This is a genomic window from Streptomyces sp. NBC_01241 (genome assembly GCF_041435435.1).
GTDB lineage: Bacteria > Actinomycetota > Actinomycetes > Streptomycetales > Streptomycetaceae > Streptomyces.
This window is the reverse complement of record NZ_CP108494.1, coordinates 8,583,727-8,602,246: the sequence shown is the minus strand read 5'-3', so window position 1 is coordinate 8,602,246 and position 18,520 is coordinate 8,583,727. Positions and strand designations below refer to the sequence as shown.

General features: G+C 70.0%; 12 protein-coding genes and 3 pseudogenes. 12 read left to right on the top strand and 3 right to left on the bottom strand.

What is annotated here, in order from left to right:
* Nucleotides 1-153 precede the first annotated feature (153 nt).
* The 9 genes and pseudogenes from OG306_RS39025 (at nucleotide 154) to OG306_RS38990 (ending at nucleotide 12,400) form a co-directional block, all read left to right on the top strand.
* The gene (locus tag OG306_RS39025; protein ID WP_371666163.1) at nucleotides 154-3,054 is read left to right on the top strand and encodes a DEAD/DEAH box helicase; all 2,901 of its coding nucleotides are present in this window, start codon (nucleotides 154-156) and stop codon (nucleotides 3,052-3,054) included.
* On the top strand, nucleotides 3,051-4,415 hold the full coding sequence (locus OG306_RS39020; RefSeq protein ID WP_266904299.1) for an SWF or SNF family helicase: 1,365 nt from the start codon (nucleotides 3,051-3,053) through the stop codon (nucleotides 4,413-4,415). The genes OG306_RS39025 and OG306_RS39020 overlap by 4 nt, the downstream gene beginning before the upstream one ends.
* A gap of 454 nt (nucleotides 4,416-4,869) precedes the next feature.
* Entirely contained in the window at nucleotides 4,870-6,354 is a 1,485-nt protein-coding gene (locus OG306_RS39015; protein WP_266904301.1) for an APC family permease, read from the top strand.
* Entirely contained in the window at nucleotides 6,351-7,367 is a 1,017-nt protein-coding gene (locus OG306_RS39010; RefSeq protein ID WP_371666162.1) for an acetamidase/formamidase family protein, read from the top strand. Before OG306_RS39015 ends, OG306_RS39010 begins: the two co-directional genes overlap by 4 nt.
* Nucleotides 7,368-7,391: 24 nt before the next feature.
* Nucleotides 7,392-7,985 carry an N-acetylmuramoyl-L-alanine amidase gene (locus OG306_RS39005; RefSeq protein WP_266904305.1) on the top strand — a complete coding sequence of 198 codons (594 nt, stop codon included), beginning with the start codon at nucleotides 7,392-7,394 and terminating at the stop codon, nucleotides 7,983-7,985.
* Nucleotides 7,986-8,090: 105 nt separating this feature from the next.
* Nucleotides 8,091-9,341 (top strand): GAF domain-containing protein, encoded by a 1,251-nt coding sequence (locus OG306_RS39000; protein WP_327258330.1) that lies wholly within the window; start codon nucleotides 8,091-8,093, stop codon nucleotides 9,339-9,341.
* Between the two features lie 99 nt (nucleotides 9,342-9,440).
* Nucleotides 9,441-10,964, top strand: coding sequence for an acetaldehyde dehydrogenase ExaC (gene exaC, locus OG306_RS38995; protein WP_266904306.1), 1,524 nt, complete (start codon nucleotides 9,441-9,443; stop codon nucleotides 10,962-10,964).
* A gap of 287 nt (nucleotides 10,965-11,251) precedes the next feature.
* Nucleotides 11,252-11,569: pseudogene (locus tag OG306_RS41035) on the top strand (transposase); the annotation flags it as partial.
* A complete protein-coding gene (locus OG306_RS38990; RefSeq protein ID WP_432762255.1) occupies nucleotides 11,546-12,400 on the top strand; it encodes a hypothetical protein in 855 nt (284 codons plus the stop codon). The pseudogene OG306_RS41035 and the gene OG306_RS38990, both read left to right, overlap by 24 nt.
* Before the next feature lie 201 nt (nucleotides 12,401-12,601).
* On the opposite strand, the gene OG306_RS38985 is transcribed toward OG306_RS38990, so the two are convergent.
* A complete protein-coding gene (locus tag OG306_RS38985; RefSeq protein WP_266904310.1) occupies nucleotides 12,602-14,188 on the bottom strand; it encodes a Na+/H+ antiporter in 1,587 nt (528 codons plus the stop codon).
* A gap of 257 nt (nucleotides 14,189-14,445) precedes the next feature.
* On the opposite strand from OG306_RS38985, the pseudogene OG306_RS38980 reads away from it, so the two are divergent.
* Nucleotides 14,446-14,586, top strand: a pseudogene (locus tag OG306_RS38980) (phosphoribosyltransferase); the annotation flags it as partial.
* Here OG306_RS38980 and OG306_RS38975 read toward each other — a convergent pair.
* Together OG306_RS38975 and OG306_RS38970 are read right to left on the bottom strand one after the other, a co-directional pair.
* Nucleotides 14,581-14,772: pseudogene (locus OG306_RS38975) on the bottom strand (phosphoribosyltransferase); the annotation flags it as partial. The pseudogenes OG306_RS38980 and OG306_RS38975 overlap by 6 nt on opposite strands.
* A gap of 465 nt (nucleotides 14,773-15,237) precedes the next feature.
* On the bottom strand, nucleotides 15,238-15,570 hold the full coding sequence (locus OG306_RS38970; protein ID WP_323187891.1) for a hypothetical protein: 333 nt from the start codon (nucleotides 15,568-15,570) through the stop codon (nucleotides 15,238-15,240).
* 325 nt (nucleotides 15,571-15,895) lie between these two features.
* Between OG306_RS38970 and OG306_RS38965 the strand changes: the two genes are divergently transcribed.
* Nucleotides 15,896-16,540, top strand: coding sequence for a DUF3558 family protein (locus OG306_RS38965; protein ID WP_266904312.1), 645 nt, complete (start codon nucleotides 15,896-15,898; stop codon nucleotides 16,538-16,540).
* 359 nt (nucleotides 16,541-16,899) lie between these two features.
* Nucleotides 16,900-18,492, top strand: coding sequence for a hypothetical protein (locus OG306_RS38960; RefSeq protein WP_266904314.1), 1,593 nt, complete (start codon nucleotides 16,900-16,902; stop codon nucleotides 18,490-18,492).
* Nucleotides 18,493-18,520 lie beyond the last annotated feature (28 nt).

Below are 18,520 nucleotides of genomic sequence, written 5' to 3'. Positions count from 1 at the left end.
CCACCCCGAAGCGAGGCAGGTGGCAGGGCAGGGCTGCCGAGTCATCTGAAGTGGGCCGGATCACGGCGATTCCGCTCACGGAGACACGCGGTGGTGGAGTACCCTCGGCGCCTCGAACCCCAACTAGTCAAATTTGAGGAATTCGGCATCGCTGTGCACAGGCTTCCTGCGACAACGCTCTCCGAGATCTCCGCACTCTCCGGCTGCTCCGTGGTCTTCCTGCCCGCGGATCCCTGCCGTACCGGCCGTATGGCTTTCTGGTATCCGGACAGTAGCAGTCCCCCCGATACTCCTGGTTCCGTCGAGGAGTTGACCGTCGTCGGCGCCGACACGCGGGTGTACGCCGTACCGGCGCTGCTGCTCCCGGTCCGCGACGCGCTGCCCGTACTCACGCGCGCACGGACCTCGGAGCATGCTTCCGGCGCCGCCGCGTTCTGGGGCGCCGCTGCTCTCCTCGCGCTGCAACTCGCTGCCCGGGGTCTGCTGTTGCCCGGGCTGACGGTCACCGATCACGACGCCTGGCGGGCCGGTCCGCTGACGGCCGACGATCAGTCGCGGATCCGGGAACTCGCCGCCTCGATGCCGCCTCTGGCCCATGCGGTACCGCTCGACGGGACCGCGCAGCCGGTGCTGCTGCCCGAACCCGAGCGGCTGCTGCGCGCGTTCCTCGACGCGGTGGCGGACGGGCTGCCGCGCACCGCCGCGGCGGCCTGCGCCACCGGTGGCCCGGCGTTCGCCGTCGACGCGCCGCAGCGTCTACCCGGTCAGCGGGCCTGGGCATCCGATGTCGCGGCCGGGCACGACGCGGGCGTCCGGCTTTCGCTGCGGGTCGAGGCGTCGGGGCTGACGGCGCCGGACGAGGGCGAGGACCAGGTACGGACCGCCGGCCCGTCCTTCCGAGCCGTCCTGCAGATCCACAGCGTCAGCGATCCGGCGCTGGTCGCCGATGCCGCCGAGGTCTGGGCCGGCTCCGCACCGGCCGCGGCCGCCTTCGGCCCGCGGGTCCGGATGGACGCCCTGTTGGCGCTGCGCCGGGCCGCCCGTGCCTGGCCTCCACTGGCTCCGCTGTTGTCGGCCGCGGTGCCCGACTCCGTCGACCCCGCCGATGAAGAGCTCGCCGAACTCCTCGGCCCAGCCGGGCGGGCACTCGCCGCGACCGGGGTCCAGGTGCACTGGCCCAGGGAACTGGCGCGCAAGCTCACCGCACGCGCCGTCATCGGTCCGCAGGACGACGGAGCGGACCAGGAACACGAGGGGTTCGCGCGGACCGGCTCGGACACCCCGCCGCTGCTGTCCGCCGATGCGCTGCTGACGTTCAACTGGTGGTTCGCCCTGGGCGACCAGCAGCTCAGCCGCGCCGATTTCGACCGTCTCGCCGAGGCCAACAGGCCGGTGGTGCGGCTGCGCGACCAGTGGGTGCTGATCGATCCCGAAGACGCACGCCGCGCCCGCGAGACCCAGGACCGCAAGGTCACTCCGATCGATGCGCTCGGAGCGGTGCTGACCGGTTCCACCGAGGTCGACGGCCGTCGGGTCGAGGTCCGGGCCACCGGCTGGCTGGAACAGCTGCGCCGCCGGGTGGCCGACCCGGAGTCCGGTGGGCGGCAGGACGGGCAGCGGACGGTCGGTCAGCCCGCGGCCCTGGCAGCCACACTGCGCGACTACCAGCTGCGCGGTCTGAACTGGCTGCACACCATGACGTCGCTCGGCCTCGGCGGCTGTCTCGCCGACGACATGGGGCTCGGCAAGACCATCACCCTGATCGCCCTGCATCTGCACCGCCAGAACATCGAATCGGCCGCGGGGCCCACGCTGGTGGTCTGCCCGACCTCGCTCATGGGGAACTGGCAGCGGGAGATCGAGAAGTTCGCGCCCGGCACGCCGGTGCGCCGCTTCCACGGCGGGTCGCGCAACCTCGCGGACCTGGCGGACGGCGAGTTCGTCCTCACCACGTACGGCACGATGCGGCTCGACGCGGCAAAACTCGCCGACGTCCGCTGGGGCATGGTGGTGGCCGACGAGGCTCAGCACGTCAAGAACCCGTACTCGGCAACGGCCAAGCAGCTGCGGACGATCGGCGCACAGGCACGGGTCGCGCTCACCGGCACTCCCGTGGAGAACAACCTGTCCGAGCTGTGGGCGATCCTCGACTGGACGACACCTGGTCTGCTGGGCAGGCTCGGCACGTTCCGTACCCGCTACGCGCGGACCGCGGAGGGCGGCGACCCGGCGGCGGCCGAGCGGCTCGCCGCGCTGGTGCGGCCATTCCTGCTGCGACGGCGCAAGTCGGATCCCGGCATCGCGCCCGAACTGCCGCCGAAGACCGAGACCGACCGGACGGTGTCGCTGACGGCGGAACAGACGGGCCTGTACGAGGCAGTGGTACGCGAGACGCTGGCCGCGATCTCCGGCGCCGACGGCCTCGCCCGCCGCGGTCTCGTCGTGAAGCTGTTGACGGCCCTGAAGCAGATCTGCAACCACCCCGCGCAGTACCTCAAGGAGAAGGAGCCCCGGATCGAGGACCGTTCGGGCAAGGTGGAGCTGCTGGACGAGCTGCTGGACACGATCCTGGCGGAGGGCGCGAGTGTCCTCGTCTTCACCCAGTACGTACAGATGGCCCGGCTCCTCGAACAGCATCTGGCGGCCCGCGGGGTGCGCACGCAGTTCTTGCACGGCGGTACGCCGGTCGCGGAGCGGGAGGCGATGGTGAACCGCTTCCAGGCGGGCGAAGCCCCGGTCTTCCTGCTGTCCCTGAAGGCGGCCGGCACCGGGCTCAACCTCACCCGGGCAGGCCATGTCGTGCACTTCGACCGATGGTGGAACCCGGCGGTGGAGGCGCAGGCCACCGACCGCGCGTACCGGATCGGACAGACCCAGCCGGTGCAGGTGCACCGGCTCATCGCCGAGGGCACCGTCGAGGACCGGATCGCCGCCATGCTGGCCCGCAAGCAGGGACTGGCGGACGCGGTGCTCGGCTCCGGCGAGGCGGCGCTGACCGAACTGACGGATGCGGAACTGGCCGATCTGGTGGAGCTGCGAGGGGGCACGCGATGAACGACGCATACGACAGTGACGGGTACGCGTCCGAGACCGCCGACGGAGGGGACCTTCCGGTTCCGGTACAGGAACGTACCTTCGCCGCGCTGCCGCCCGAGCGCGGCCGCGGCTTCGCGCAGACCTGGTGGGGGCGGGCATGGCTGAAGGCCCTGGAGGACACCGCCCTGGACGGCGCACAGCTCAAGAAGGGGCGCGGGTTCGCCCGCGAGGGCCGGGTCGGAGCGGTTACCGTGCGGCCCGGCCGGATCACCGCGGTCGTCCGGGACCGTGACTCGTCCACGTACCGCAGTGATGTACTCCTCCAGGAGCTGAGTGAGGCGGACTGGGGACGGTTCCTGGACATAGCAGCCGCCCGGGCCGGGTACATCGCGGCGCTCCTCGACCGCGAGATGCCGCCGCACCTGGTGGAGGACGCGTCGGCGGCCGGTGTGGAACTGCTCCCGGGGATCGGCGGTCTGGACCCGGAGTGCACCTGCGAGACCTGGGACCACTGCCCGCACACCGCCGCCCTCTGTTATCAGGTGGCACGGCTGCTGGACCAGGATCCGTTCGTCCTGTTGCTCATGCGGGGGCGCGGCGAGCGGTGGCTCCTGGACGAGCTCCAGGAGCGAATCGCCGCCCGTGCCGAGGGGCGGTCACCGGACGGGCCGGCCTCCTTCTGCGACGGGTCCGGCGCCTCGGCCGCGAAGGCGAAGGACCAGGGTGTACGGGCGGACGAGGCGTTCACCGCGCGGGACATCCTGCCGCCGCTGCCCGCTCCGCCGCCGCTGCCCGCGGAACCGGGCCCCGCGCCGTCGCTGGACACGGAGACGGAACCGGAACCCGGCGTCGATCCGGCGGTCCTGGAGTTCCTGGCGAGGGACGGTGCGGCACGCGCTCACCGGATGCTGGCGGACGCCCTCTCCCCTGGCCATGAACGGCAGCCGCCCCCAGCCGGGTTGACGCCGCAGCAGGACGCCGTACGGCTGATCGCGGATGCCCGGCCCGAGCCCTGGATCTCGACGCGGCTGGCCGCCGGATCAGGGCGGTCGCGGGCCGGACTCGACGCGGCGGTGCGTGCCTGGCAGTACGGCGGGGCGGCCGCGCTCACCGTGCTCGACGAGGAATGGACGCCGGATCCGGAATCGCTGGCCCGGGCCCGGGCCCGGCTCGCCGCGGCGTGGGAAGAGGGCGAGCAGCCACTGCTCCGGTCGACGGGCAATCACTGGACCGCCGTGGAAGCCGGTGTGCAGCTCAGGTACGGGCGGGACGGGCGCTGGTGGCCCTATCGCAAGGAGAACGGGCACTGGGTTCCGGCAGGCCCGGCGGACGACGATCCGGCGGCGGCGCTGGGAAGTTCGAGCGGGTCGGACGGCTGAGAGGCTGTCGGGCGACCTCCGGTCGGAAAGCGGACGCGGTCTGGTGCGTGCGATTCCAAGGCGCCGAAATGTCCTCGAATGGGGTCTCCCCTGCTCGAACGAAGTTGAGAGCTCGGGGAAGGAGCTACGAGGGCATTTCGGCATCGCGGGAGGGGGTCCCCCTGGCCCTTAAGGCCTTGGGGGAGTGCGTGCCAGGGCGTGGTCGCCCGATCGCAGGTCGCCCGACAGCCTCTGAGGCCGCCACGCGGCCGGGTCATCCTTGAACGGGGCGGCAAGGGCCGGTCAAGACGTCCTGACCGGCCCCCGCCCGTCGTCGCGTTCCCCGCCCCGCGCACCCGATTTGGGCTCCTGCCGTCTTCCGTCGCCCGCGCGACGCCCGTACGGTAGGGCGCGCGAGACGCTCGGCCGTACATCGGACAACGCCTTCCGGTTGTGGGACAGAGGGAGTCACGAGGTGTCGGGGGATTCGGGCAGCGGACTGTTACGTGATGCCATCGGGCTGCGCGAGGTCCTCTTCCAGAGCATCACGGCGATGGCGCCCGCCGCCGCCATCGCCGCATCGATTCCGTCCGGAGCCGCGTTCGCGGGCGGCAGTCTTCCGCTGTCCGTGGTTGTGGCGCTGGTGGCCTGTCTGTTCACCGCGTCGTGCGTAGCGGAGCTGGCCCGTCATCTTCCGGCCGCCGGTTCGGTCGCCACCTACTCCGCGCAGGGGCTGCATCCAGCCATCGGCTTTCTCGTCGGGTGGGGCTATGTATTCGTGGAGGCGCTGGTCCCCGCGCTGCTGCTGCTCCAGCTCGGTTTCACGACGGCGGGCACGCTGCACCAGGAGTGGTCGTCCTATCCGGCGGACCTGTGGTGGCCGTGGTCGCTGCTGGGCGCGTTGGTCATCGCATCCGCCGGGTATTTCGGGGTACGGGCCTCCGCCCGGTTCGGAACCGCGCTCGGCATCTTCGAAGTGCTCGTCTTCGTGGGCTTCGCCGTGCTGCTCATCGGGCAGGCAGGCTCGGACAACACCCTTTCGGTGTTCGGTACTTCACACACCGCGGACGGTTTCGACGGGATCAGCGGGATCTTCGCCGGCTCGGTCTACACCGTGCTGGCGTTCGCCGGCTTCGAGGCCGCGGCGCCGCTCGCCGAGGAGACGAAGAACCCGCGGCGCACGATGCGTCGTGCGGTGCTCGGCGCAGCGCTCTCCATCGGACTGGTGTACGTCCTCACGACCTATGCGATGTCCGTGTACTTCGGGCCCGACCGGTTCGCCGGATTCGGCACGGCGGGGGCGGCGTCGTGGGAGGGCGTGGCCCGTGCCTCGTTCGGGCTGTTCTGGGTGCTGCTCTTCCTCGCCGTGGTCAACTCGACGGTGGCCAACGCCAATGCGTGCGCCAACGTGTCGACCCGGACGGCCTTCGCCCTCGGTCGCATCGGGGTGTTCCCGAAGGCGTTCGCGCGCCTCCATCCGCGCCGCCGCTCCCCCGTCACCGGAGTGGCCGTGCAGTTCGTGATCGCGGTCGGCGCGGCACTCGGACTGGGTTTCGCCTACGACCCCGTGACCGCGTTCGTGCTGCTGGCCACCGTGATCGTCACCGTCATCATCGGTGTGTACATCGTCGTGAATCTGGCCTGCGCCGGGTATTTCCTGCGGCGCCGGCGCGAGGCGTTCAATCCCGTACTCCATCTTCTCTTCCCGGTCCTGGGCATCGCGGCGTTCGTGCCCGCGCTGCTGACGGCCGCCGGGATTCCGGTCTTCGACTTCGTCTCGGAGCTCAGTGCGCCGGTCTCGTACGCGGGTCCGGTCGTCGGTGTCTGGATGCTGATCGGGATCGTTGTGCTGGTGGTGCTGTTGCGCAGGCATCCGGAACGGGTGGCACAGACCGGACGGATCCATCTCGACGAGGCCTCGGAGCAGGCCGGGGAGCCCAGGACAGGAGCAGTGCAGTGAACGACCCCCGTATTCTCACCGTCCGTCCCAAGGAGGGCGAGTACGCCTGGACCTTCGGCGGAGCGGCGCCGGTCGCCCGTATCGAGCCGGGCACCTTCCTCGACGTGTATACGGAGGACTGCTTCGCCGGCCGGGTGCGCTCGGAGAATGACCTGGTCTCCGAGGTCTGCGCGTTCCCCTTCCTCAACCCGCAGACCGGTCCCTTCCATGTGGTGGGCGCAGAACCCGGGGACACCGTAGCGGTGCACTTCGTCTCCATCGAACCGGCCAGGGACTGGGCCGCCTCCACGACCGTGCCGCTCTTCGGCGCGCTCACCTCCACGCACACCACCGCGTCACTACAGGCCCCGCTGCCCGAAGTGGTGTGGATGTGGCAGCTGGACCGGGCGCGCCGCACCTGTCTGTTCAGCGCCCGGGACAGCGACATCCGGGTGGAGCTGCCGATGGACCCGATGCACGGCACGGTCGGGGTGGCGCCGGCCAATCTGGAGGTACGGTCCGCACTGGTGCCCGACGCGCACGGCGGGAACATGGACACGCCCGAGATGCGGGCGGGTGTCACCTGCTATCTGGGCGTCAATGTCGAGGGTGCACTGCTGAGTCTCGGGGACGGGCACGCCCGTCAGGGCGAGGGCGAGACCTGCGGAGTCGCCGTGGAGTGTGCAATGAACACGGTAGTACTGGTCGAGCTACTGAAGGATGTCACGACACCGTGGCCGCGCATCGAGTCCGACACGCATCTGATGTCGACCGGCTCCGCCCGTCCGCTCGAAGACGCCTTCCGTATCTCGCAGTTGGACCTGGTGCAGTGGCTGGCGCGTGATTACGGTCTGTCGGAACTCGACGCCTATCAGCTGGTCGGCCAGGCCGGCGAGGCACCGTTGGCCAATGTGTGCGACACCAACTACACCTGTGTGGCCAAGATCCGCAAGGAGTGGCTGCCCACAGGCGATCCCCATCGCGGACTCCACCGCCATCTGCGGGAGACCGCGACGCTGCTGTCCAGTCCCTGATCCCCTCCCCCCACAGGAGTGTTCATGCACCGCAGAAGGATTCTTCAGGGCGCCGCCGTGACGGCGGCCGCCGCTCTGCTCCCCGCCTCGGCCCGCGCCGCGGCTTCCGCGGCGGCGGGCGAGACGGACTATCCGCCCGCCCACTGGACGCCCGCCTCCACGTCCAACTACACGGCTTCGACCCGCCCTTCGGCCTATCCGATCCAGTACGTGATCATCCACGTCACCCAGGAGACGTTTTCGAACACGATCGGGATCTTCCAGAATCCGGCGAAACAGGTCTCCGCGCACTACGTGGTGCGCTCGGCGGACGGCTACGTCGCCCAGTGCGTCCGGGAGCAGAACATCGCCTGGCACGCGGGCAACTGGGACTACAACACGCGCAGTGTCGGCATCGAGCACGAGGGCTGGGTGGACCAGCCGTCCTACTTCACCCACACCATGTACGAGAAGTCGGCGCTTCTGACCGCGTCGGTCTGTGACCGTTACGGCATCCCCAAGGACCGTGCGCACATTCTCGGCCATGCCCAGGTACCCGGCACCGACCACACCGATCCCGGCCCGAACTGGGACTGGGTGCGCTACATCCGTCTCGTCAATCTCTACTCGGCAGGCTGACGCGCCCGCCCCACCACGTCCGGTCGCTCTCCGCGCCGCGGTTGTCACAGACGTCCGCTGCGGCCACGATGGGGTGTGCACGACGCCCCTGGACGGGAGGGTGAGTTGACGGACCCCTGGGTGGCCCTCACGGTCGGCGCGGACCCCGGTGAGCGGCTCGGCCAGCTCCGGCATGCGCACGAGGTGTTCACCACCGCCGGACGGCTGGAGCGGCCGGTGCGTCCGGTGGTCGGCGAGTCGTGGCGGCGCTCGGCACGGGCCCGGGTCAGCCCGGACGGTGCCGCCCTGGTCGAGCTGGGCGCGGACGACCTCGGACCGTACCGGGACGGGCACCCCCTGGCCCCGGCCATGCCGGTGATCCGCGAGCTGATGAGCGCGTACGCGACGGACGGCGAACACCTTCTCGCGGTGTGCGACGCGCTCGGCAGGCTGCTGTGGGTCGAAGGACACGCGACAACCCGGCGGGCCGCGGGCCGGATGAATTTCGTGGAGGGCGCCCGCTGGGCCGAGTCCGTGGCCGGCACGAACGCGCCGGGTACGGCCATCGCCGTGGACCGGCCGGTGCAGGTCTTCGCCGCCGAGCACTTCCTGCGGCCGGTCCAGCAGTGGACCTGCGCGGCGGCTCCGCTCCACGACCCGCACACGGGACGGGTCCTGGGCGCCGTGGACATCACCGGCGGGAACCGGCTCGCGCATCCGCACAGCCTGGCGTTCGTGCAGGCGGTGGCCCGCGCCGCCGAGTCTCAGCTGGCGCTCCTCGCGCCCGCGTCGGCCGGAGAGACCGTGCGGCTCAGCGCGCTGGGCCGGGACGAGGCGCTGCTCGTCGCCGGAGGCCGCACGGTCCGGCTCAGCAGGCGGCACAGCGAGCTCCTGGTGAGCCTGGCCCGCCATCCCGAGGGCCTCGGTGGCGACGAGCTCCTCGTCGAGCTGTACGAGGACGAGTCGGTGACCCCGGTGACGCTGCGGGCCGAACTCTCCCGGCTGCGACGACTGCTCGGCCCCGAACTGCTCCTCTCCCGCCCCTACCGTCTCTCCGCGCCGGTCGACGCCGACTTCGACACGGTGGCGCGCAGACTGGCGTCCGGCGCGGTGGCGGCGGCGCTCAGCGCCTACGCGGGTCCGCTCCTGCCGGGCTCGCAGGCGCCGTCCGTCATCCGGCTGCGGCGCCGGCTCGACGGGCAGCTGCGGGCCGCACTGATCGCGCGCGGCGACCCGGGCCTGCTGGCCGACTGGGCGTACAGCCCCTGGGGCGAGGACGACCTCCCGGTCTGGAGGGCGCTCGCGGCGGCCGTCCCGGCGGGTCGGCGCCCAGCACTGCTCGCCAGGGTCCGGACGCTGGAGACCGAGCAGGGATAGCGGTGTTCCCCGTGCAACGGGTTTGCAACGTGCCGCTGTCTACCCTCGTCCCGAGGGCCGTCCAACGGCGGGCGGCACCGGATCCGGGAGGCCACAGAGATGACCCGTTACGCTGCGCCGGGCACCGAGGGCGCCATCGTCTCGTACGAGTCCCGCTACGACCACTGGATCGGCGGCGCGTACGTCCCGCCCGCCCGTGGCCAGTACTTCGAGAACCCCAGTCCCGTCAACGGCCGTCCCTTCACCGAGATCGCCCGCGGCACTGCCGAGGACGTCGAACGGGCCCTGGACGCGGCACACGCCGCGGCCCCCGCGTGGGGAGCGACCGCGGCGGGCGAGCGCGCCCTGGTCCTCAACCGGATCGCCGACCGGATGGAGGCTCATCTGGAGGAGCTGGCGGTCGCCGAGAGCTGGGACAACGGCAAGCCGGTCCGGGAGACCCTGGCCGCTGACCTCCCCCTGGCCATCGACCACTTCCGCTACTTCGCCGGTGCGCTGCGCGCCCAGGAGGGGTCGCTCGGCGAGATCGACGACGACACGGTCGCGTACCACTTCCACGAGCCGCTGGGCGTCGTCGCACAGATCATCCCGTGGAACTTCCCGATCCTGATGGCGACGTGGAAGCTGGCCCCGGCGCTCGCCGCCGGCAACGCGGTGGTCCTCAAACCGGCCGAACAGACCCCCGCCTCCATCCACGTATGGCTGAAGCTGGTGGCCGACCTCCTGCCGCCCGGCGTCGTCAACATCGTCAACGGCTTCGGCGCGGAAGCCGGCAAGCCGCTCGCCTCCAGCCCGCGCGTCGCTAAGATCGCCTTCACCGGTGAGACCACGACGGGGCGGCTGATCATGCAGTACGCCTCCGAGAACATCAAGCCGGTGACGCTGGAACTGGGCGGCAAGTCGCCGAACATCTTCTTCGACGACGTGTGGAACGCGGACGACGACTTCCGTGACAAGGCCCTTGAGGGATTCACCATGTTCGCCCTCAACCAGGGCGAGGTCTGCACCTGCCCCTCGCGCGCGCTGATCCAGCGCGGCCACTACGGCGAATTCCTGGAGGCGGGCATCGCCCGCACGGAGAAGATCGTGCCGGGGCACCCGCTGGACACGGACACGATGATCGGCGCCCAGGCCTCCAACGACCAGCTGCAGAAGATCCTTTCATACCTGGACATCGGCCAGCAGGAGGGCGCAAAGGTCCTCACGGGTGGTCAGCGCATCGAGTACGACGGGGAGCTGGCGGGCGGCTACTACGTCCAGCCGACCATCTTCGAGGGCGACAACCGGATGCGGGTCTTCCAGGAGGAGATCTTCGGCCCGGTCGTGGCGGTCACGTCCTTCACCGATTTCGACGACGCGATCGCCACGGCGAACGACACCCTGTACGGCCTCGGCGCGGGCGTGTGGACCCGCGACATCAACACCGCGTACCGGGCGGGCCGCGCCATCCAGGCCGGCCGGGTCTGGACGAACTGCTACCACGCGTACCCGGCGCACGCCGCTTTCGGCGGGTACAAGCAGTCGGGGATCGGCCGCGAGAACCACAAGATGATGCTGGAGCACTACCAGCAGACGAAGAATCTACTGGTGAGCTACTCGCCGAAGAAGCTGGGCTTCTTCTAAAGGCATGGAAAAGGGCGCCTGAGCTGGGGAAACTCCCGGCCAGGCGCCCTTCATTGCCCGCAATCAAGCAGTAAGGCGAAATGCTCGCTTGCTCCCAGTTCGCCCCACTGTCGCCCACGCCCTGACCAGCTGGTCCGGAATATATCCGGACCAGCCTGCACCTAATACTCCAGTCGTGCTTCTCCATTTGTCCTGGTCACAGGACCCTTTTGAAGTCTATTGGGCTGACACCCCGTCAGAGTGGCGGTGGTTCGTGACTCACCCGATCGGGGCGCGTTGAACCAGTCATGGAGACGGAGAGCGATGTCGAAGTTGGTCTGTGGGATGCCGAGTTGGACTCGTTACTGCTGCGGGTGGGAGAGCGGTTCGGCCGGGTCGAGCCGCGGCGGCGGATGCGGGACTACGTGCGCGGCTTGCTGGGCCCGGTGGGCCGCAAGAACAGCTGGCAGATAGCCGAGCACGCGGGCCACGACACCCCGTACGGGCTGCAGCGGCTGCTGTCGTGGTGCCAGTGGGACCCGGATGAGATCCGCGACGACCTGCAGGACTACATAGCCGAGCGGCTTGGTCAGCCGGACGGCGTGCTGATCGTCGACGACACCGGCTGCCCCGCCCTCTCGCAGACCACCGAGGTCCAGTGCGGCGAACCCGAACTGGTTCAGCAAAGCGGCCACGGCCGCCTTCGCGTCGGCGTCGTCGCCCGCGTAGAAGACCGCCTGGTGGCCTTCCTCGTGCTGGGGGTCCGCGGCGATGAACGCGGCAAACAGGGTGTTGAACGCCTTCACGATCCGCGCTCCGGGAAGGCCCTCGGCCACCCATTCGCTGCCCGTGAGGTCACCGACGTCGCACCGGCCCCGCCAGGGGTTGGCCGCGACTTCCAGACCGAATACAGCATCCTGCCCCCGGAAGCCGCCTCTGGGGCGACTGGACCCGGCGTCGGCATCACCCTCGGTCCGATCGCCATCCACTGCGCCATCCTGCGGCCCTGCAAGAACGCCCACCTGGCGTCCGGCCCGACCGAGGTCAGCGGGTTCGCCTTCGCCGGGGACGACCGAACCGTGGCGCGCGTGGATGTCTCCACCGACGGTGGCGGCACCTGGACCCACGCGGATCTCGACCCACCGGAGAACCCCTGGACGTGGCAGCACTGGCACGCCACGCTCACCCTGCCCCCGGGCGAGGCCGAGATCATCGCACGCGCCTGGGACTCCACCGCGGCCATGCAGGCCGAATCCCCGGCGACCGTCTGGAATCCAATCCCAGGGGATACGCCAACAATGCCGCAGCTCACCTGCACATCACATGCCATCCCTGACCAGATGCTTCGGCAGAACGACAGGGCCCCGTTGCCGCTCGGCCACAGGTCAGGGCGAGCCACCCCGATCACCGAGCAACGCGACAACGGGCCGCCGACCGGGTCCCGTTCGCCCCCATAGAGAGCCGGCGAGCAGCTGCTCTGCAGAGCAGGATTGCCCGGGGTCGCCCCAACACCATTGCCGGGTTCGCCCCAACACCTTTTCGTGCACGGGCAGGTTGCACAGTCCCGTTGCGCAGTCCCGTTGCGCGGGCGGCCCGGATCCGGCCTTCGGCTCGGGTGACGCAGCTCGAGTCCCGCGATCGGTACCAGAACCGGTTGATCAGCCGCGGGCGCGGAGGCTCGCTTCTTCGAGGTCGAGTTCCCGCTGGATCCGGCGCCGGGTGGCGTTGCTGATCTTGTTCGCTTCGTAGAGGCGCTGGAGCTCGGCCGCCTCAATGGCAATGAGTGTCCGACGTATCTCGCGGTAGGCGTCGGCAGGACGGGCGTCCGGGTCGCTGTAGTGGGCATCTTCAGCCTGGTGGATGCGCGCCTCCAAATGGCGACGGGCCTGATTCAGAGCGGCCTCGGCGGCGGCACCCAGTTCCGCGAGCTGGTCCGGATCGCCCAGCTGTTTGAGCTCTTCGAGAGCGGCCTTGGCAATGTGCCGGCGGGTCCGGGACTCCTCGCGCGCGGAGTGCTCCGGCTCCAGTGCGATGCCGGAGAGGCGGACGACAGGGGCGAGGGTGAACCCCTGGAAGACGAGAGTGAGCGCGACGGTCCCGGTAGTGAGCATGAGGATGAGGGCCCGATGCGGCAGCGGCGCCCCCGTGTGGGTGACCAGGGGGATGGAGAGTGCGGCAGCCAGCGGCATGACGCCTCGGGTGCCTGCCCAGGACAAGACGGCCGGAACACGCCAGGAGAGGCGACTGTCTCCCTCCGTGTGCCGGTATGGGATCAGGGCGGACAGCGGGAAGATCCACAGCAGGCGGATCGCAAGCAGGGTGAAAACGATCACCGGGACCCATAGCGGCCAGCCGTGCTCGTCGTGCGCAAGCTGACGGACCGTGGAGGGGAGCTCGAGGCCGATGAGAGCGAAGACGACGCTCTCGAGGAGGAAGGTCACGGTGTCGTAGACGGCGTGGACCTGGAGGCGGACGGGGGCGATGCTGAGCTTGTGGCCGGCGCTGCCGAGGACGACCCCGGACACAATGACGGCAGTCACGCCGGAGGTGTGCAAGTCCTCTGCAACAACGTACGAGGCGTACGGGGTGACCAATGCAATGACGGTCTCCAGCATGGGGTCCTCGGTCCGTCTGCGGATGAGGGTCACCACTCCGGCGACAACCGCGCCGATGAGGGCTCCTCCGCCGGCAAGGATCAGGAACTGCTCGACAGTGCCGGACACGGTGAGGGCGCTGCCGGAAACCGCGGTGGCCACGGCGGCCTTGTACAGGACCAGGGACGTGGCATCGTTGAACAGGCTTTCCGCCTGCACCATCACCTGCACGCGCGGTGGGAGAGACAGGCGCCGCCCGAGCGCGGAAACGGCCACGGGGTCGGTACTGGCCAGGACGGAGCCCAGGATGAACGCGGCCGCGGCAGTGAGCGGCGTGATCGCTCGGGCGACGTACCCGACAGCGATGGCCGAGGCGAGGACCAGACCGAAGACCAGGCCGGTCACGGGCCGCCACACGGTGCGCAGGTCGCGGACAGAGATTTCCCCGGCCGAGGCGAAGAGCAGTGGCGGCAGCACCAGCACGTTGATCACATGAGGCGGCAGGCGAACTTCGGGCACCCAGGGCATCAACCCGACGATCAGACCGGCAACGACGAGAAGCGAAGGGGCGGGCATGCTCCAGCGCCGAGCACCGGTCGTCACGGCTGTGGCCAGGACCACGAGCAGCAGGATGACGGTCAGGCCGGTCATGGAACGTCCCCAGTGGGTTACGGCTTGCTACCCCCTCTGACCAGGTACTTTACCAACGTAACCGACCTCGGGCGGTGATGCAGCCGACAGGGAGCCCCGACCGTCCAGGGTGTGGCAGTCGATACGGCGGCGCACCCGCCCGTGGATCGGTCCCCGCTGTGAGGGCCCGGACATGTGACCCGTCTGCGGCGCGGTCGTCCGAGTCCAGGACGGTCGATCGCTGTAGGGCTCAATCGTGAGCGCCGAGACGAGCGCGGATCGCCGCGGTCGTCTCGCGGGGCGGCAGGCCCGACCTGGCGAGGCCACGACTGCCGGCGGTGACGGCGCCCACGCTGCTGATCGTCGGGGGCCATGACCAGCTGGTGCTCGACCTCAACCGCGAGGCACAACTCGATCTCTTCCTCCTTGGTGAGCAGGTCGAACAGCAGGGTGCCCAGCCCGGCCCGATTCAGTCCGGCGGCCACGAACCGGTTGCGCGGGCTGTGCCGACTGCTGCCACTGCCATGCGCGAACACCACGATTTCGCTCGCGCCCTCGGGCACCGTCAATTGCCCGCGCAGCACCACCGCACCAGCCTGCACGGCGCTGGGAGCGGCGGTCGCGCCAACCGACGCAAGATCCGGACCATACCCGGACCAAGGTCCGCCCATGCCCCTCCGCATGGCACATTTGCGCTGGTCAGAGCCAAGCGGGCGGTGTACCGCCAGCAGACGAAGAATCTACTGGTGAGCTACTCGCCGAAGAAGCTGGGCTTCTTCTAAAGGCATGGAAAAGGGCGCCTGAGCTGGGGGAACTCCCAGCCAGGCGCCCTTCATTGCCCGCAATCAAGCAGTAACCTCGCCGTTTCGGTTGGGGTGCGGCTGAGGGGTGGGTAGAAACGCAAAAGTGCCTTCCTGAGCTGGGACGATGGACCTTGTCTAGGGGTCCTGTCGTCGCCAGAGGAAGGCACTTTCTGCGTGAAGGTTATCGGTTCGCGGCCCCGGCTTGTGGTGTCCACTGACGGGTTGTGGGCAGGGCTTCGGCGTAGTCGGCGGGCGCCCGTTTTGTGATCATGCGAGGCCGAGGAGTGCGAGGGGTCGGCGGGCGTCGCGTGCGTTGCGGCGGAGGCCGGCGGCGATGTTCTTGACGCCACTCAGCCGGAGAGCGCCGACGGCGAGGTTGCGCCAGGTCGCCATCGCGCGGGGTGCGTTGCCGGTCCGAAGCTGGGAGGCGTCCTCGGCGAAGGTGGTGTCGCGGACGTGGTGCAGGACCTCGATCTTCCAGTGGTCGCGGATCAGTCTCGCGAGTTGGACGGGGGTGGCCTGCTCGGCGGTCAGGCTGGTGACCGCGTAGACGGTCGTGATGGTGGTCTTGCCGGTCTTGCCGGTCTTGCGGAGCGTCACGAACAGGATCGTGGTCCCCCGCTCCCGCCGCAGCCTCTTACGAGGGCCTTCAGATCGGCGCGCGTCTGCGCGTCGACAGCCGCGAACGGCCCGTCCATCAGCAGCACAGGGCTCGTACACGAGCGTGCGGGCGACGCCAACCGCTGATGCATCCCGCCCGAGAGCTGCCACAGATACGCTCCGGCCGCGTCGGCCGGCCCGACCGATTCCAGTGCGCCCGTCACCAGTTCCCCGCGGGTGCGCGGGCTGCGCCCGCAGAGTCGGCGGCGAGCGGCGCCTCCGTTCACCTGAAGAATTCCCTAACCCGGCACGAACACATGCGTCCATGCTGATCAGGGCGGTGGACCGGCCCGGACAGTACGGGGCCGGAGCTGCCGCCCTCGCACGGCGCAGAGTCGGCGGCGGTGACAAGGAGGTCTGGCTGATGATGTCCCGAAGACGCTTGCGGCATGCTCCGGTGCTGACCGTGACGCTGCTCGTGACGCTCGCCGCAGCCGGGTGCGGCGGCTCCGGCGATGGGGCTCCCTCGGCTGCCGACCGGCCGCGGTCGGACGCCACGGACCGCACAGGCGACAGCGGCGGAGCCCCTGCGAAAAGGCCGCCGGCGGACCCCTGCGGGCTCATCTCCGTCCAAGAGGTCCAGCAGTTGGGAGGCGCGTCCGTCACGGCGAAGACTAGCGAGTTCAACACCACGGGCTGCGAGTACTCGCACGAAGGGGTGCTGATCTCCTCGACTGTACGGGGCGACGAAGCCAAGGCCTTCGCCGACGACACTCTCGCGGGAGCCCACAAGAAGCCGCTCTCCGGCGTGGGCGACGAGGCCTACTCCTACGACGCCTCCGATCACGGGACCTTCGCCGTGCTCTTCCGGAAGTCGGGGACCTGGGTGGCGATGACCGTGGTGGCGGACAGGGCGGACAACGCCGGGCGGCTGAACGAACTCGCCCGGACGGTGGCCGCGCGCATCTGACACCGGCAGCCGGGCCCGCGCCGGGCCGCACCCCACGAGCACGGCGCGCGGTCGGCGGGGGCACGTGCCGGGGGTGGGGGCCGGGCGCGGGCGGAAGTGCTGTCGTGCCGCGCGGCCCGTTCCTGGGACCCGCCTCGTCCGGCCGTGCCGAAGCCCTGCACGTCCGCGTGCTAGGCGAGGCGGTGGCGGAGCACTCCACGAGGCCGTCTGGCGCCGTTGCCCGGCAGCCGCAGCGACCACGAGAGGCGACGCAGCGACCGGTGGCCCGAAGGATTCTGAACAGGGCGCGAACACGCCAGTTGATGATGGTCTACGGGGTACGGCGCCGCGCGCGTCGGCCATGGCGAACGGATCACGGCATGAGAGGTATCCGGCTGCTGTCGGCTGTGTCACGGGGGGTTGCGGCCCTCCGCCCGGGGTGGGCCCTGAGCGCGCCGCGCCCGGGGAGGCGGGGCGCGCCGCTCGCGATCGCACTCCTCCTGACCACCACAGCGGCATGCGGTGGCGCACCCGGGCGTGCGCACGAGGGCTCCGGTCCGGCCGACACGTCCGAGGCCGCGCTCACCTACGGGACCCGGCCGGTCCGTGATCCGTCGATCACCTACCAGCCCGACGTCGTGATCGTCGAGGGCGGACCGCGAGCGATCCGGTCGGCATCCAGTGACGGTCTGACCTGGACCATCGACGGAAAAGCCCGCGGTGCCCAGGATGTTCGGCTCGGAAAGGTCCTGTACGCCACCAGCCGCGCGGTGGGGCGGGTGCAGGAGGTGCGTCGGGTGCACGGAGACGTCGTGGCCACCCTGGGCCCGGTGGAGTTCACCGAGGTCTTCCGCGATGCCCACCTCACCCTCGACCAGGACATCGACGATGGCGCGCTCCACTACCTGGAGATCCCGGACCTGCCCGGGGCGGTGACCGTGTCTGCGGATGCCCCGACGGACGCTGCGACAGAGGCCGAGAAGGGCGCTGCCAAGGACGCCGCACGGGATGTTCCGACGACGGCGCGTACGATCGGACAGACGTCGGTGCGCGCCGCGCATTCAGGGCGCGTCGGCACCGTGGTCGCACGGGGACCGGTCCGGGCCGCCGCCGCCGGGGGCACGCTGCCGCCGGCCAGGTCGAGCAGCGTCACGGCGGATCTCGGGGAATGGAAGGCCCAGCCGTACCGCAGCCCGGGGGCGTTCGGCCTGAAGTTCAATCACAAGGCCGCGGCGGGGCTCAAGGTCTTTGTCGACTTTTCGCTGAAGACGGAGAAGCTGCACATCCGTTCCGATGTACCGATCTCCGGCGGTCGGGTCGCCGACGGGGCCACGTTCGCCGTCGAGGGAATCAAAAGCGTCGCGATCAGCATCGCCGCCGGTGCGGCCAACGGTGTCATCGACAACTCGAAGATCCGGGCCGAGGTACCGGTCCAGATGACCCTGCCGATCGCGGGGACCCCTTTCGCCTTCAACATCAGCTGGAAGTTCAGCGTCGCCACCGCACTCGGTGGCAACAACACCACGGTGACCGCCGGCGGTGAGTGGGGGCTCGACGGTGCCATCGGCATGGTCAACGGCTCGATCGTCACCCCGAAGCTCTCGGTGATCAAAAGCATCATGGACTCGGTCACCGGAGTCTCCGTCGGAGTCAGCGGCATCGCCACCGCCGTCGAGTTCAAGGTCCAGGTCGGAGTCGGTGTGCCCGCTGCCTTCGCCGGTCCCTACGCCAAGCTCGTCATGGACTTCGGGGTGACCAACGGCTCGGCCCTCGGCGCCCCGCTGACCCGCTGTGTCGGAGCGACGCTGGACGGCAAGGTCGGCGGGGGCGTGGGGGTCTCCGTCTCCGCCGTGGCCATGGCCGCCCTCAAGAAGCTCCTGCCGACGATGAAGTTCCAGCTGCTGCAGGAGAGCCTGACACCTTTCGTCCACAGACAGCAGACGCTGCCGGACGTACCGCTGTGCAAGTCCTGACACCGAGACGAAGGCAGACAGTGAGGAT

What these genes read in the sequence shown, in the direction of transcription:
- OG306_RS39020 (WP_266904299.1), top strand. Translation starts at nt 3,051, where the DNA reads ATGAACGACGCATACGACAGTGACGGGTACGCGTCCGAGACCGCCGAC.
- OG306_RS39005 (WP_266904305.1), top strand. Translation starts at nt 7,392, where the DNA reads ATGCACCGCAGAAGGATTCTTCAGGGCGCCGCCGTGACGGCGGCCGCC.
- exaC (WP_266904306.1), top strand. Translation starts at nt 9,441, where the DNA reads ATGACCCGTTACGCTGCGCCGGGCACCGAGGGCGCCATCGTCTCGTAC.
- OG306_RS38985 (WP_266904310.1), bottom strand. Translation starts at nt 14,188, where the DNA reads ATGACCGGCCTGACCGTCATCCTGCTGCTCGTGGTCCTGGCCACAGCC.
- OG306_RS38965 (WP_266904312.1), top strand. Translation starts at nt 15,896, where the DNA reads ATGCTGATCAGGGCGGTGGACCGGCCCGGACAGTACGGGGCCGGAGCT.
- OG306_RS38960 (WP_266904314.1), top strand. Translation starts at nt 16,900, where the DNA reads ATGAGAGGTATCCGGCTGCTGTCGGCTGTGTCACGGGGGGTTGCGGCC.